This is a genomic window from Thermoanaerobacterium sp. CMT5567-10 (assembly GCF_030534315.2).
GTDB lineage: Bacteria > Bacillota > Thermoanaerobacteria > Thermoanaerobacterales > Thermoanaerobacteraceae > Thermoanaerobacterium.
The window spans coordinates 2,558,423-2,573,417 of sequence record NZ_CP130558.2 but is presented as its reverse complement, the minus strand read 5'-3'; the positions used below and the strand labels follow the sequence as shown (position 1 = coordinate 2,573,417).

Annotated in this window: 11 protein-coding genes and 1 riboswitch; of the genes, 1 reads left to right on the top strand and 10 read right to left on the bottom strand. The window is 36.0% G+C overall.

The genetic code is table 11. From position 1 onward, the window contains the following. Positions 1 to 2: 2 nt before the first annotated feature. The 10 genes from Q2T46_RS13110 to Q2T46_RS13065 all read right to left on the bottom strand — a co-directional run bounded on the left by Q2T46_RS13110 (position 3) and on the right by Q2T46_RS13065 (position 14,000). On the bottom strand, positions 3 to 1,178 hold the full coding sequence (locus Q2T46_RS13110; RefSeq protein WP_303265130.1) for a glycosidase: 1,176 nt from the start codon (positions 1,176 to 1,178) through the stop codon (positions 3 to 5). Next, positions 1,162 to 2,346, bottom strand: a complete 1,185-nt coding sequence (locus Q2T46_RS13105; RefSeq protein ID WP_303265131.1) for an AGE family epimerase/isomerase — start codon at positions 2,344 to 2,346, stop codon at positions 1,162 to 1,164. Before Q2T46_RS13105 ends, Q2T46_RS13110 begins: the two co-directional genes overlap by 17 nt. Before the next feature lie 84 nt (positions 2,347 to 2,430). Then, positions 2,431 to 3,447, bottom strand: coding sequence for a LacI family DNA-binding transcriptional regulator (locus Q2T46_RS13100; protein WP_303265132.1), 1,017 nt, complete (start codon positions 3,445 to 3,447; stop codon positions 2,431 to 2,433). 333 nt (positions 3,448 to 3,780) lie between these two features. After that, positions 3,781 to 4,233 carry a VOC family protein gene (locus Q2T46_RS13095; protein WP_303265133.1) on the bottom strand — a complete coding sequence of 151 codons (453 nt, stop codon included), beginning with the start codon at positions 4,231 to 4,233 and terminating at the stop codon, positions 3,781 to 3,783. A 250-nt stretch (positions 4,234 to 4,483) separates the two neighbouring features. Beyond that, positions 4,484 to 5,167 carry an anaerobic ribonucleoside-triphosphate reductase activating protein gene (locus Q2T46_RS13090; protein WP_303265134.1) on the bottom strand — a complete coding sequence of 228 codons (684 nt, stop codon included), beginning with the start codon at positions 5,165 to 5,167 and terminating at the stop codon, positions 4,484 to 4,486. Then, positions 5,164 to 7,242 carry a ribonucleoside triphosphate reductase gene (locus Q2T46_RS13085; RefSeq protein ID WP_303265135.1) on the bottom strand — a complete coding sequence of 693 codons (2,079 nt, stop codon included), beginning with the start codon at positions 7,240 to 7,242 and terminating at the stop codon, positions 5,164 to 5,166. Before Q2T46_RS13085 ends, Q2T46_RS13090 begins: the two co-directional genes overlap by 4 nt. A gap of 291 nt (positions 7,243 to 7,533) precedes the next feature. Then, positions 7,534 to 9,669: a sodium-translocating pyrophosphatase gene (locus Q2T46_RS13080; protein ID WP_303265136.1), complete on the bottom strand. Its 2,136-nt coding sequence runs from the start codon at positions 9,667 to 9,669 to the stop codon at positions 7,534 to 7,536. Between the two features lie 166 nt (positions 9,670 to 9,835). Continuing rightward, positions 9,836 to 10,498 (bottom strand): TrkA family potassium uptake protein, encoded by a 663-nt coding sequence (locus tag Q2T46_RS13075; protein ID WP_303265137.1) that lies wholly within the window; start codon positions 10,496 to 10,498, stop codon positions 9,836 to 9,838. A 70-nt stretch (positions 10,499 to 10,568) separates the two neighbouring features. After that, complete coding sequence (locus tag Q2T46_RS13070) at positions 10,569 to 11,216, bottom strand: TrkA family potassium uptake protein (protein ID WP_099253388.1); 648 nt, start codon at positions 11,214 to 11,216, stop codon at positions 10,569 to 10,571. Between the two features lie 9 nt (positions 11,217 to 11,225). Next, positions 11,226 to 14,000: a cation-transporting P-type ATPase gene (locus Q2T46_RS13065; protein WP_303265138.1), complete on the bottom strand. Its 2,775-nt coding sequence runs from the start codon at positions 13,998 to 14,000 to the stop codon at positions 11,226 to 11,228. Between the two features lie 442 nt (positions 14,001 to 14,442). Here Q2T46_RS13065 and Q2T46_RS13060 point away from each other — a divergent pair, with 442 nt between their 5' ends. Next, entirely contained in the window at positions 14,443 to 14,688 is a 246-nt protein-coding gene (locus tag Q2T46_RS13060; protein WP_303265139.1) for a helix-turn-helix domain-containing protein, read from the top strand. A 135-nt stretch (positions 14,689 to 14,823) separates the two neighbouring features. Beyond that, a riboswitch (glycine riboswitch) is annotated at positions 14,824 to 14,924 on the top strand. Positions 14,925 to 14,995: the final 71 nt, after the last annotated feature.

The following is a 14,995-nucleotide window of genomic DNA, read 5'->3' as shown; positions in this document are numbered from 1 at the left end:
TTCTATCTCATATTTAACTCGAGATTTTTCTTAATAAGCTCCTTTCTCTGCTTTACACAATCTAAAGATCTAAGTGCATCTGGTGGTGTGTTAAAGGCATAGTCTAAAAGTTTCTCGACAGTTGTAGTAGCAACGTGGATTCTGGTGTCTGATGAAGCGTAGTATATGTACACATCACCATTATCCCTTGCAATTACACCATTTGTAAATACTACGTTAGAAACATCACCAACTCGCTCCTCACCTCTTGGAGCAATTAAATAGCCTCCTGGAGATGCCATGACTTTACTTGGATCATTTAGATCTGTCACAAATAAGTATATGACATATCTCAATCCAGCAGCAGTGTTTCTGACACCGTGTGCTATGTGTATCCATCCTTTTTCACTCTTTATTGGAACACATCCAGCTCCATTTTTTACTTCTGTAATAGTATGATAAACTCTTGGGCTTACAAGTTTTTCTTCGTCTATTATTGGATTTTCTATGTCATCGCACAAACCAAAACAAATCCCACTGCCGCTTCCTGCTTCTATGAAATCATCTTGAGGTCTTGTGTAAAATGCGTACTTCCCATTTACAAACTCAGGATGCAGTACTACATTCCTCTGCTGTGGTGATTTCGTCTTAAGATTAGGAAGCCTCTCCCATTTTTTGAGATCTTTTGTGCGAACTATACCTGCACTGGCAATAGCAGATGATAAGTCACCTGGAGGAGCATTTGGATCCTTGCTTTCAGAGCAGAATACGCCATAAATCCATCCATCTTCATGCTTTGTAAGCCTCATATCGTATACATTTGTTTCTTCAGGATATAAATCATCAAATTCTACAGGGTAATCCCAGAATTTAAACCCGTCTATGCCGCTGTCGCTTTCTGCAACAGCAAAAAACGATTTCCTGTCGTATCCTTCAACACGAGCAACGAGATAAAACTTTCCATCCAGTTCTATCGCTCCCGGATTAAACACCGCATTTATGCCAAGCCTTTCCATAAAGTAGGGATTAGTCCTTTCATCAAGATCGTATCTCCAAAATAGCGGTGTATGCTCCCTCGTCAATACAGGATATTTATACCTGTCAAATATGCCGTTGTAGTCTTCTGTCTTCTCATTCTTTCTGTTTATCAGATCTTCATATTTACGCAGTTCTATCTCATATCTAGCCTGAAACTTCATTATTTTTCACCCTCTCTATAATCTCAATGCACATCCTGCTGTTGTGATAAGGACACTTCCACGGCTCCACTACAGGCATTTCAAATGGTTTTCCCTTTTCATCAACCTTCCAATACCATTCTCCCCCATCTCTTTTGTCGATCACATATCTTTTTATATATTCCCAGATATTCTTTGAAGCTTCTATGAATCTAACATCATTTGTCTTTTGATATGCGTTAAAAAGCCCCACTACAGATTCTGCTTGAACCCACCATACTCTTGATAAGTCAGTTTTACCTTCAACAGTCTCATTTGCTATGCCGTCTGGTGAATAGATATTATTTAATATGTTTTCAGCAATTTCCACAGTGTATTTTTTTGTTGTATTTTTTATTTCTTCATCACTTAATACATCCACAGCTCTATCTAAAAGCCAGCTTGCTTCTATGTCGTGTCCATATGATTTTATGTCGATGGTAGTGTCCCAATTGTCGTCGAAAAATACTTTTAGATGTTTTCCAACTTCACTGTATATTTTATCTTTAAAGAGATTTAGAAGATATATTATGCTTTTCTTAAGATTGCTGTTCTTCCAAACATCATAAAGTAATGTGTAGGCTTCCAATATGTGGAGATGCGTATTCATTGTACGGCTGGATATTACTCCATGTTCGCTAAGTTCATAATTCTCTTTAAGATTCCAATTGCGATCAAATTCCTCCAAATATCCATTTTCATCTCTGCAATTTCTTTCAATAATGTTAAATAAATCAATTGCAATATTTAAGGCTTCTTCATTGCCTGTCGCTTTGTAGTATTGAACCAATCCGTATATGCCAAAAGCCTGACTGTAGGTATGCTTTCTAGTATCCGCAGGCTTTCCTTCATAATCTAGCATCCAGTAAAGTCCTTTATTTTCTTTATCCAATATATTATCTTTTAAAAATTTATAAGCATGATGGGCCAGTTCAAGTGCTTTTTCATCTTTATCTAAACAGTAAATTGCTGAAAAGAACCACAGTATTCTGGAATTCAATATTGAACCTTTCAAGGCTTTTTTGTCAACATTTAAGTCGTAGTCAACATATCCGTAAAAACCGCCATTTTCTTCATCTTTCAATTTGCTCCAAAAAGGAAAAATTCTATCCTTCAACTCTTTATACATTTCCTGTACAATTTTCTCCATCTGATACGTCCCCTCAACTGAAATTTAATGCTAAAACAAGTTGTTGAAAGATGCAATAATCACCTCATACAAATTTTTGAAGTTCTAATCTATCTCTTTAACTGAACTGCGAATTACAAGCCGCGTATACAGCTTTATATCTTCGTACGGTTTTTCAGGATTATTCATTCTGTACAAAAGCTGATTGACAGCTTTTTCTCCAAGTGAGCTTTTAGGTATATCTATTGTCGTAAGTCCAGGATGAGAATAGGCACTCATTTCAATATTGTCAAATCCTACAACCGAAACTTCCTGAGGCACTTTTACACCCATATCTTCCAAGCTTCTCATAAATGCTAATGCAATTTTATCATTGGCGCAAACCCATGCTGTTGGAAAATCTTCTGTTATAGAAATGTTTCTTTTGAAATATTCTGGATCTCTGAAAAATTCGGCACCCTTTAGATTTATATCAAGCCATACATAATCGTTGTCAACATACATTCCAAGTTCTTCCATACTTCTTACATATGAGTAATACCTCTGTCTGAAACTGAAGGCCCACTCATTGTTGCCAATAAATCCTATCTTTCTGTGTCCATTGTCGTAAAGATATTTTACTGCTTTATATATTCCGTTTTCATTTGCCGTATTTATATAATCACAATCAATTGCATTGCTGTAATGGTCTACAACAACAAATGGTATTTTTGTTGCTTTAACCTTTTTAATAAATTCATCATTCAAAGTACCTACTATTATGATTCCGTTTGTGGTATCTTTCGTAATTGTACTAGGAATGCTTAGATTTTCTTCACCTTCTACATCAATGCCTGTAATACTTAATTTTAAATTATTGTTTCTGGCGGCACTTTCAATTCCATACAGGACATTAGACCAAAAAGTTGACTCAATAAGGAAGTCCGCTCTGCAAAGTATGGTTACATTTAAGATTTTATTGGGAATGTCTTTTATCTTTTTGTATCCCATCTTCATTGCTGTCTCTAATATCCTGCTTCTCATTTCTGCACTTACACCTTCAGCACCTCTCAGTGCTTTTGATACAGTATTTTTTGATACACCTATAACTTCTGCAATATCTTGTAAGGTTACTTTTTTCATATTTATCACCCGTATTCGTTTGATTTATGTTTTTATTTTTTGCTTAATTTAAGTATAAAGTAACTTTTATTTAGTGTCAATACGATTTTAAAATTTGATTTGTAGAAATCGTATTGTATTTATCGTACAAAATATAAAAAACTAAAAGATAGGCTGGCTATTATCTAGCACAACCTATATCTTGCCTTTTCGTAGAAAATATTTATATCATCTTATACACCAATTTACACATTCACTTAACGTCTTAAAAGTGCTTTTTCGACTAAGTGTCTTCCAAGTCCTCTATTAGCTGTTATCAATATGTTCATATTGAAGCCTTCTTGGCAATGTCATTTAGAAATTCTCTAAAAGCTCTGTGATTACCTTTAACTTTGAAAAAGTATCTATGTAAGCATATCTCCCGCCTTCGTAATCACCTTTTTGGACTAGGCTCATATCATTTTGCTCTAATGCTTTTATCTTTTCATCCATGTCTTTTACTTGAAACGCTATGTGATGTACACCTTCCCCGTGTTTATCCAAAAACTCTCTCCAGGTGCTTATGTTTTCATCTGGCTCAATAAGCTCTATTTGAAGCTGGCCCATATCAAAAAAGGCAAGCTTTGCACGGGCATCAGATGGTTTCCCATTAAATTCAGCATGTGACTTCTCGTAACCATCTGTCCAATTCCACTTAGGCTTTAAAACTCCAAAAAAGTCTGCATAAGTCTGTGAAGCTTCATCAATGTCTTTCACTATTATGCCTATCTGTGTAACGATATTAGTGCCTAACAAATTCTTGTCCATAATTTCATCCCCTATGAAAATTATTTTAAATGTATTCAAAGGATTTTCTCTCAATATTTTAAGAGAAAATTCCATATGAATAAAGTTCAATAACGATTTCTTCACCGGCTCAAAAAATGTCATTAAAAAATATAGAAGTAAATCACGTTTTTGTAACCTTAATTTTAAACTTAACCATCTACTTAGATTATACACCATCTATGATTTTTTTCTAAAACAAAAAAAGGAGATAATCTCCTTTTAAACAATGCTATCTTATTAGTATTTCTTCGATTTTATCATTTATCATCTCTTTTATCATTAGCAAATATTCAATGTCGCATTGACCTTCACCGCACAAATCCTTATTTAGTACGCCTTCTGAGTATTTGTATCTTTGCAGTACATATCTTTTGCAAACAGATATCATATTTGCTATAGATAAAAAATCATCTGTAGAAAGCAATTTTTTATTTACAGTCGTCCTGAATTCATAATCTATTCCAGAGTTTTTAATTAAATTAATGCTTTTTACAATTCTCCCTATATCTTCATTGTTTTTTACGAATAAACCGTATTTATTTTTAGGTGCTTTTACATCCATAGCAATGTAGTCCAAAAGATTATCATTAAGCAAATCTTCTATTACATTAGGCCTGGAGCCATTTGTATCCAGCTTGACGCTGAATCCCAAATCTTTTATTGTTTTAATGAAGTTTTTCAAGTCTTTCCAAAGTGTAGGCTCTCCGCCTGTTATGCAAACGCCATCTATGAGATTTTTTCTTTTCTTTAGATAATCTATAAATTCTTCTTCACTTTTTATAGATTTCTGCAAATCAATCAATTGGCTGTTGTGACAATAAGGACAGGTAAAGTTGCATCCACTTGTAAAAACAGTAGATGCAACCTTTCCAGGATAATCTACCAACGACACCATCATGTAATCATACATCATATTACAAATTCCTTCCTGTCTGCAAATTCCTTTTTCTTGCCTTCATTCCAGTTTTGAAGTGGCCTATAGTAGCCAACAACTCTGCTGTAAACTTCGCACTCTTTACCACATTGCGGGCAAGTAAAATGTTCTCCAGATATATAACCGTGGTTGTCACATATTGAGAATGTGGGCGTAATGGTATAATAAGGAAGCCTATAGTTGTATGCTATCTTCTTTACTAATTCTTTGCAAGTATTAGGATCGCTTATGCTTTCACCGATAAATCCGTGAAATACAGTCCCACCTGTGTATTTTGTCTGCAGTTCATCCTGCAAATCAAGAGCCGTAAATATGTCTTCGGTAAAGTCGACAGGAAGCTGTGTAGAATTCGTGTAATACGGCACATCATCGCCTTCTGTAATTATATCTTTGTACAATTCTTTGTCTTTCTTTGCTAATCTATATGATGCACCTTCTGCTGGTGATGCTTCCAAGTTATAAAGATAATTTGACTCCATCTGATATTCTTCCAGTTTATGCCGCATAAAATCCAATACTTCTATAGCAAAATTTCTTCCTTCATCGCTTGTTATGCCAACACCCATGAAATTCAAAAGTGCTTCATTCATGCCAATTAGTCCTATTGTATTAAAATGGTTTTGCCAATAAGAACCAAACCTCTTTTTTATATCCCTCAAGTAAAACTTTGAGTATGGGTATAAACCCATTTCAGTCATTTTCTCCAGTACTTTTCTCTTTATCTCTAAGCTTTTTCTTGCTGTGTCCATCTGTTTTTCTAATCTTTTGAAAAATTCATCTTTTGTCTTTGATAAAAATCCAATTCTAGGCATGTTTATCGTTACAACACCTATTGATCCTGTAAGAGGATTAGCACCAAAAAGTCCGCCACCCCGCTTTCTCAGCTCTCTGTTATCAAGCCTTAACCGGCAACACATCGAGCGGGCATCTTCTGGGTTTAGATCGCTGTTGACAAAATTGCTGAAATAGGGAAGGCCGTATTTTGCGGTCATCTCCATAATTTTATCTATAACAGGGCTTTCCCAATCAAAATCTTTTGTAATATTGTATGTCGGTATAGGGAAAGTAAATATCCTTCCATTTGCGTCACCTTCCATCATGACTTCAGCAAATGCCATATTTAACATATCCATTTCTTTTTGAAATTCTTTATATGATCTATTCATGGCTTTGCCGCCAATTATTACAGGCTCATCAGCTAATATATCAGGAACGACGAGATCCATCGTTATATTTGTAAATGGAGTTTGAAAACCTACTCTTGTTGGAACATTTATATTAAATATAAATTCCTGTAAGGACTGCTTTACTTCTTTATACGACAGCTTATCGTAATATATAAATGGAGCTAAATAAGTATCAAAATTAGAAAATGCTTGTGCACCTGCCGCTTCACCTTGAAGCGTATAGAAAAAGTTGACAATTTGACCTAATGCTGATCTAAAATGCTTAGGTGGCTTACTTTGAACTTTTCCCTCTACACCTGTAAAACCCGAAATAAGCAAATCTTTCAAATCCCATCCGCAGCAGTACACTGATAAAAGGCTTAAATCGTGGATATGCAAATCACCATTTACATGTGCGTCTCTCACTTCTTTTGGATATATCTTATTCAACCAGTAATTTGCTGTAATCGTGCTTGCTATATGGTTATTTAACCCTTGAAGCGAGTAACTCATGTTGCTGTTTTCATTTACTCTCCAGTCCAATTTCCCTATGTATTCATCAACCATCTTTTCAATATCCATAAACATGTTTTTAAATTCTCTCATATCTTGATGCTGTTTTCTGTACAAGATATATGCTTTTGCAGCTTTTGCAAAGCCGCCTCTTATCAAAAACTGCTCAACTATGTCCTGAATCTGTTCCACATTTGCATATCCATCAAAATTTTCTTCTATGTACTTTGTAACTTCGTCAGCTATCTTTAAGGCATCACTGTATTCTCCTTCATCAACTGCTTCAAACGCCTTGTATACAGCATTTGCAATCTTTTCTTTGTTGAATTCTTCTTCCATACCATTTCTTTTAATAACCTTCATTGCGTTTTCCAATTTAAACCCTCCATTAAATTATCTTCCGTAAAAATAATCCCACATAAAAGCTGCACCCATTTAATGAGTTAATTAAATAAACACACATGTCTGAAATTTTCTAATATTAACTCTATATATTGTGTATATAAATATCGCAGCATCAATATATAGTATATCATTGTTATATAGGTACGTCAATACAAATATAAAAAAACATTTCCACATTCATCTCCAGTTTAATTGATTAGTACAACATAAAAAGGTGGAGCATTAAACTCCACCTTAAAACTTGCAATATATTTGCAATTTTTATCTAAACAAAGATGCAAATACTAACGTAATAGTGCTTATAAGTTTTATTAAAACGTGCAAGGAAGGACCTGCCGTATCTTTAAATGGATCACCTACTGTATCACCTACGACACCTGCTTTATGGGCTTCAGACTTTTTGCCACCGTAATTACCTAATTCAATATATTTTTTAGCATTATCCCAAGCACCGCCACCGTTATTCAAGAACAACGCCATTATTACACCAGATATAGTGCCAACCATCAAAAACGCTGCTGCGGATTCTTTGCCAAGTAAAATTCCCACTAAGATAGGCGCAACAACGACTATAAGACCAGGGATAACCATCTCTTTCAATGCGCCTTTTGTAACAATGTCCACTGTTTTTGCATAGTCTGGCTTTGATGTGCCTTCCATTATACCTGGATTTTCCTTAAATTGCCTTCTTACCTCCAGTATGACGTATTGAGCCGCTTTACCAACAGCTCTTATAGCTGTAGAGCTGAAAAGAAATACTATCATAGCTCCTATAAATGCTCCTATGAAAACCTCAGGTTTACCTATATCTACAGCAAACCAGGAATCGATAGGTTTACCTAATATTTTCTTTACTTCATCAAGGTATGCAGAAAATAGCAAGAAAGTAGCTAAAGCTGCAGATCCTACTGCATATCCTTTTGTCAAAGCTTTTGTCGTATTTCCACATGCGTCAAGTCTATCTGTCACAAGCCTTACTGACTCAGGAGCTTCAGACATTTCAGTGATTCCGCCAGCATTGTCAGTGATAGGTCCAAATGTATCCATTGCTAATATATAAGCAGTTGTAGATAACATTCCCATTGTAGCTATAGCAGTACCGTAGAAGCCTGCCGTTGCTATATTAGGAAGTGCAAGCTGACCAAGCCTATATGCAATAATTATTGCTGCTGAAATAAACAGTACAGGAAGTGCCGGAGACTCCATACCTACAGAAATACCTGTGATTATATTTGTCGCAGCACCTGTTGTTGAAGCCTTTGCGATCTCTTGAACTGGTCTTTTACTCATAGAAGTATAGTAATTTGTCAAAAATACAAATACGTAGCTTAAAAGTATGCCTGCAACTGCTGAACCGTAAAGAAGTAAGTAGTTGACTTCAGAACCATTTGACAAATGCCCTGAAAGCATAACCTTTACTGCAAAGAAGAGAACGATTAGATTTACTATTGTCGTAATAAAGTAGCCTTTATTTAAAGCTATCATAGGATCTTTTGATTCGTCTTTTGTGTTTACGAATACAATGCCAATAATTGAAGCAATTATACCTACTGCACGAGCCACTAGTGGAAACAGTATGCCCTTTAATCCAAAGACAGGATACAAGCCTACACCCAATATCATTGCACCTATATTTTCAGCGGCTGTTGACTCGAAAAGGTCAGCTCCTCTTCCGGCACAGTCTCCGACGTTATCGCCAACCAAATCAGCGATTACTGCAGGATTTCTTGGGTCGTCCTCTGGAATGCCTGCTTCTACCTTGCCGACAAGGTCAGCACCTACGTCAGCAGCTTTTGTATATATACCACCGCCTAGCTGTGCAAACAATGCTACAAATGAAGCACCAAATCCAAAGCCTACTATCAATGATGGAGCATTTTTAACCAATTCCTGTTGTCCTGAAGCACCGCCATATGCAAAGAACAAAGTAGCAACACCAAAGAGAGACAACGCAGTCACTGCAAGGCCTGTCACTGCCCCTCCTCTTAAAGCAATCTGTAATGCTTTATTAAGACCTGTTCTTGCACCACTTGCTGCTCTGACATTTGAATTAACTGCCATGTACATGCCTATGTAGCCTGATATAGCTGAGCACAAAGCTCCGGATATAAATGCCAATCCTACATGCCATGCATAGCTAATAGCAGCACCCGCTCCTTCTGATTGATGACCGTAATAATTTGCTATTATGATTAAAACAGCCACAATCAAAGCCAGTACTGTTATCGTTTTATACTGCCTGTTTAGAAAAGCCATTGCACCTTCCTTTATGGAGTCTGAAATCTGCTGCATCTTCTCGTCACCTTTATCTTGTGTAAAAATAAACCTAATAAACCCAATGATGGCAAGAGCTGCAATGATAACAACTCCATAGATTAGAAATAGATAGGAATTCAATTAGACCATCTCCTTATATTTAATTAATATATTTATTAAATATTTCTACAAACATAAGAAAATTCCTCCATGTTTTTATAAATTATTTAAAATTTTTAATGACCAGTCATCATGCAAAAACAAAAAAGGCCAATAGCAAATAAATGCTATCAACCTTATTTTGTCTTTATTGCACATCAAACAAATCTTTCAGTTTTTCCTTGCTCTCATCGCTAACAACGCTTAAAACCTCATCGCCAGGCAAAATATACGTACTGCCATTTGGCAACAAAACTTTATTACTTCTGACTATCGACATTATCACACAGTTACCGGGAAGCATCAAATCTTTAATCATCCTATTTGCAGCTTTTGAATCTTTCTCCACCATGCTTCTGACAATGGATATTTTTCCCTCTGCAAGATTCATTACAGTCGTAAGCCCGCTGATTTCTGTCTCCTCTTCAATTAATTTTGCAATAATTCTGGCACTGCTGACAGCTGCATCAATGCCCATATCCCTTGTAAAAAGCCACTCATTTTGGGGATTATTTATCCTGGATACCACCCTTGATACGCCAAACTCATACTTAGCAAGCTGACATATTATAAGATTATCTTCATCATGACCAGTTGCTGCGACAACTATCTCAGTACCGATAATCCCTGCCTTTTTTAATGTATCTGAATTACAGCCATCCCCAACTACAATATTGCACTTTAATTCTCTTTTAAGTTTTTCAATTCTAGACTCATCTTTTTCAACAACAACGACTTTCTCATTTCTTTCCTGCATCAATTGAGCTAGGTATGAACCTAATCGTCCAGCACCAACAATCATTATCGACATATCGTAACCTGCTATTTGGAAACTTTATTGCATTGTTCCCGTCAGGTTCTTTCACCTCCTATTAAAATCTCTACGACATAAGCATTTGTTTTATCTTTGTCTTCCCGAAAGCTGTTAAAGCTATAAATATTTTATCGCCTTTTTTAAAAGTCGTGCTATGCGTTGGTATAAGTGCTATGCCGTCTCTGACTATACTTACAACATTTATTTCAGATGGTATAGCTATATCTCTTACATGGCGGCCATCCAAGAATGCTGTCACTTCCGTTTCAATTATTTCTACTTCACCACTTCCAAACGACGATACTCTAAAAAGATCAGGATGACATATCAAATCTTTTATCTTATTTGCACCCCACAAAGTAGGTGAAACCGTATTTATACCCATTTTTCTGTATATTTCCGCTCGAATAGGATCGTATATCCTGGCTACTATCGTTGGAACTTTAAATTTCTTTTTTGCAATCAAAGCTGTAACAATATTTGTATTATCGCCATTAGTAGTAGAAGCAACAGCATCAGCATGTTCAATGCCAGCTTTTATTAAAGTAGCTTTGTCAAATGCAATCCCCTCTATAAATTCACCTTTAAAAGACGACTTCAATCTTTTAAAAGCATCTTTGTCTCTATCTATAACAGCAACATGATTACCGTCAGAATCTAATATCTGAGCTAACTCAGCACCAAGCCTGCCGCATCCTGCAACAATTATATTCATAAATCAGGCTCATATAGAGCCTTTCACCTCCTTTTCATTTAATGCAATTTTTTTGCGCAAGAAATATTTTCTGATCTCCTCTGCCCCAATAAGTATCGGCATAAATGCTACGTAAAACAGCCAGTGCTTTAATGAAACAGGATAAGTGTCAAATATTTTCTGCAAAAACGGAACATATATAAGCAATGCAGTAAGTACTATTTCAAATATTACGCCAATATTTAATAATCTATTTTTAAAGAAACTGACGCTAAACATAGAAGCAACTTCAGTGCGGCAGGCAAACACATTAGCCACCTGCATAATAACTATCCCTAAGAAGCTCATTGTAGCAGCTTTTCTCGCCAGTGGATCTGTCAGTGGAAGCGTCTCGCCCCAGTGCCAACCTCCGCTTAATAAAACCCAAAAATAACCTGATAGAACTGCTATCGAGCTAATTATTCCTAGTAAAACATACCCTCTTAGGAATAGGGACAAGTTTAATAATTTTTCTTTAGGTGATCTAGGTGGCCTATCCATAACACCCGGTTCAGGCGGCTCAACTCCAAGTGCAAGAGCCGGCAGCGTCTCCGTTCCTAAATCTATTGCTAATATCTGCATTACCGTTATTGGGACAGGAATATTAAATAGAGAAAACAGTATATAAGGTATAGCCTCTGGTGTCAAATGCGCAAAAATGTATGTTATAAATTTCCTTACGTTGTCGTAAACCGCTCTGCCTTCTTCAATAGCATTAACTATGCTGGCAAAATTGTCATCTGTCAAGACCATAGTGGCAACTTCTCTTGCTACATCAGTACCGGATTTACCCATTGCAATACCTATATCTGCCCTTTTCAATGCCGGTGAATCATTGACTCCGTCGCCAGTAACAGCAACAACTTCACCCATTTCTTTTAATGCAGCAACAACTTTCATTTTGTGCTCTGGAGCAACTCTGGCAAATATGATTTCTTTATTCTTCAATTCTTTCTTCAAATCTTCATTTGACATTTTATCAAGTTCATTGCCAGTTATTATCCTTGGTCTAGGCCCTTTTACTATGCCAATTCTCCTAGCAATAGATTCTGCTGTTAATCCGTAGTCACCCGTTATCATGATGATTTTTATGCCAGCTTTATGAGCCTGTTTAACAGCCAATTCAACTTCAGGCCTTGGTGGATCCATCATAGCTACTAATCCGACAAAGATTAAGTCAGTTTCTGTATCTTCTACTGTATATTCTTTATTCTCATTATCCATTATTTTATATGCCATTGCAAGTACTCTAAGCCCGGATTCAGCAAATTTGTCATTCTGTTTAACTATGTTGTCAATATCCGACTGTTCTAGTTTTTTAACACCATCGTCGCTTAAAATGTAATTGCAAACTGAAAGCGTTTCTTTTGGTGCACCTTTAGTGAATACGTAGATTTCTTTTCCATACTTATGAATAGAAGTCATCCTTTTCCGCCTGGAATCAAACGGAAGTTGAGATATTCTTGGATACTCCCTCAGCATTTTTTCTAATGTAAATCCTGCTTTCTCCGCCAGTACCACTAATGAACCTTCCGTTGGATCACCAATTATACTCCAAGATGGGTTCTCATCCGTTGGCCTAACCAACCGGCTGTTGTTGCACAGCAAACCTATTTTTAATAGCAATGACAGCTCATTAGGAAGATTTTTGCTGTCTATCTTTTTGTTATCCACATAAAAGTCGCCTTTCGGCTCGTATCCAACACCGCTTACATTGTAAAATGCATCTGGGGTCCAGATTTCTCTGACTGTCATTTCATTTTGCGTCAATGTGCCTGTCTTGTCTGTACAGATGACAGTCGCTCCGCCCAACGTTTCAACGCTGGAAAGTTTCTTTACAAGCGCATGTCTTTTAGCCATTCGCTGTACACCCATGGCAAGCGCTAATGTCACTGTCGGCAGCAATCCTTCAGGCACATTAGCAGTAATAATGCCTATTGCAAACATAAATGTATCGACTAAGGACCTTCCCATAAACAAGCCCAGGAGGAAAAAGAATACCCCCATCACAAGAGATAAAAGTGCAATAACTTTTGCAACTCTCGTCAACTGTTTTTGAAGCGGGCTCTGTTCTACACTTATTGTCTGCGTTAAAGAGGCAATTTTGCCAAATTGCGTATTCATGCCTGTTGCATAAACTACTGCCGTTCCAGAACCTGATGCTACATTTGTTCCCATAAACACTATATTTGGTGACTGCAACAGTGAGACATCTTCGTCTAAAACTACATCAGATGTTCTTCTAACAGGCTCAGATTCTCCAGTCAATGCAGCATTAATAGTCCGCATTTCAAAAGCCTCTATAAGCCTAGCATCAGCCGGCACGTGATCGCCTTCTTCAAGGTATATAAGATCTCCAGGTACTAACTCCCGGGCTAAAATTTGCTCCTGACGGCCATTTCTTATCACTTTCACGTACGATGGCAACATCTTTTTAAGACTTTCTGTAGCCTGCTCTGCTTTAAATTCCTGCCAAAAGCTGAATAAAGCATTTACGATTATGACAAGTATTATTGCCCATCCAAGCTGCGGCATCCCTCCGATAAAAGAAAGTATGCTGGCTATCCAAAGAAGTATTGCCAATAAATGTGTAAAATTTGCTATGAATCTAGACAGCATTGATGATTTTTTGACTTCTTTTATTTCATTGTATCCATATTTCTGAAGTCGCTCATTTACTTCATCTGTAGAAAGACCTTTTATGGATGTATTTAATTCCCTAAATAGTTCATCTTCTGTCAATCTAAATATATCATCAATCTTCAAAGCAGCAAACCTGTATTAAACAGGTTTCACACCTCCTTATAGTTTAATATGTTCTCTATATAAAATCGTATGCAACGATTGTTCATAACGGCATAAAAATCACCTCAATACATTTTTCTCCAGTATAGCATTATTGATTTACATATTAAAGTTTTAATTTAGTCATTTAAAACTCAATTAAAGCTATACATTTTCATTTCTTCGATATCTATTATATATTTTGTCTATTAATCTCGATTTATTGCATAAATGCTTAATCGCACAAAATAAAAAATCAACTATAGAAAAATGTAATCTACACTTGCTAGCAAAAAGATTTACTATAGTTGACATATTGATTTTTCATTCTCCTTCAAAAATAATTATGTGCTTTATTAGAACATATAAATGTAAATTTTGAGGTACACTTAAAATGTTCTAATTAAGCACAAAGGTGATTAATATGAAATTAATACTCGACAATGATAACCGAAATATTATTGGACCTCGCTTAAAAGCTATAAGATTAAAAAACAAATTAACCCAACAACAATTATCTGCAAAACTAGAAACAATGGCAGTATACATAGATAGAGCAAGTATTTCTAAAATTGAGCAACAAAAACGCATCGTTACTGATTTTGAACTAGTTGCTTTAGCTGAAATACTTAAAGTGAGCCCTAATTGGTTGTTAGGACTGGAAAAATAATTTTTGTTCTTTATTAGAACATTATATCATTTGTTTTATTTTTTGTAAATCAATTTTATTTCCACTACGCTATATTGAATTAATAAAGTTACTGCACTATAATTATAGTAGCAGTAGGAATTTAATATCATCCAAATGATGATAGCGAGAGACACCTTTTATGGTGGCCGAAGGAGCAATATGAAGTGGGTCACGGCTTCATAAAATCTCTCAGGCAAATTAATCGCTATTTGATGGGACTCTGAAAAGCCGTATGGCACCGATGGGGCAATACCTTAGGGTAGAAACTCTCAGGTCATGACACAGA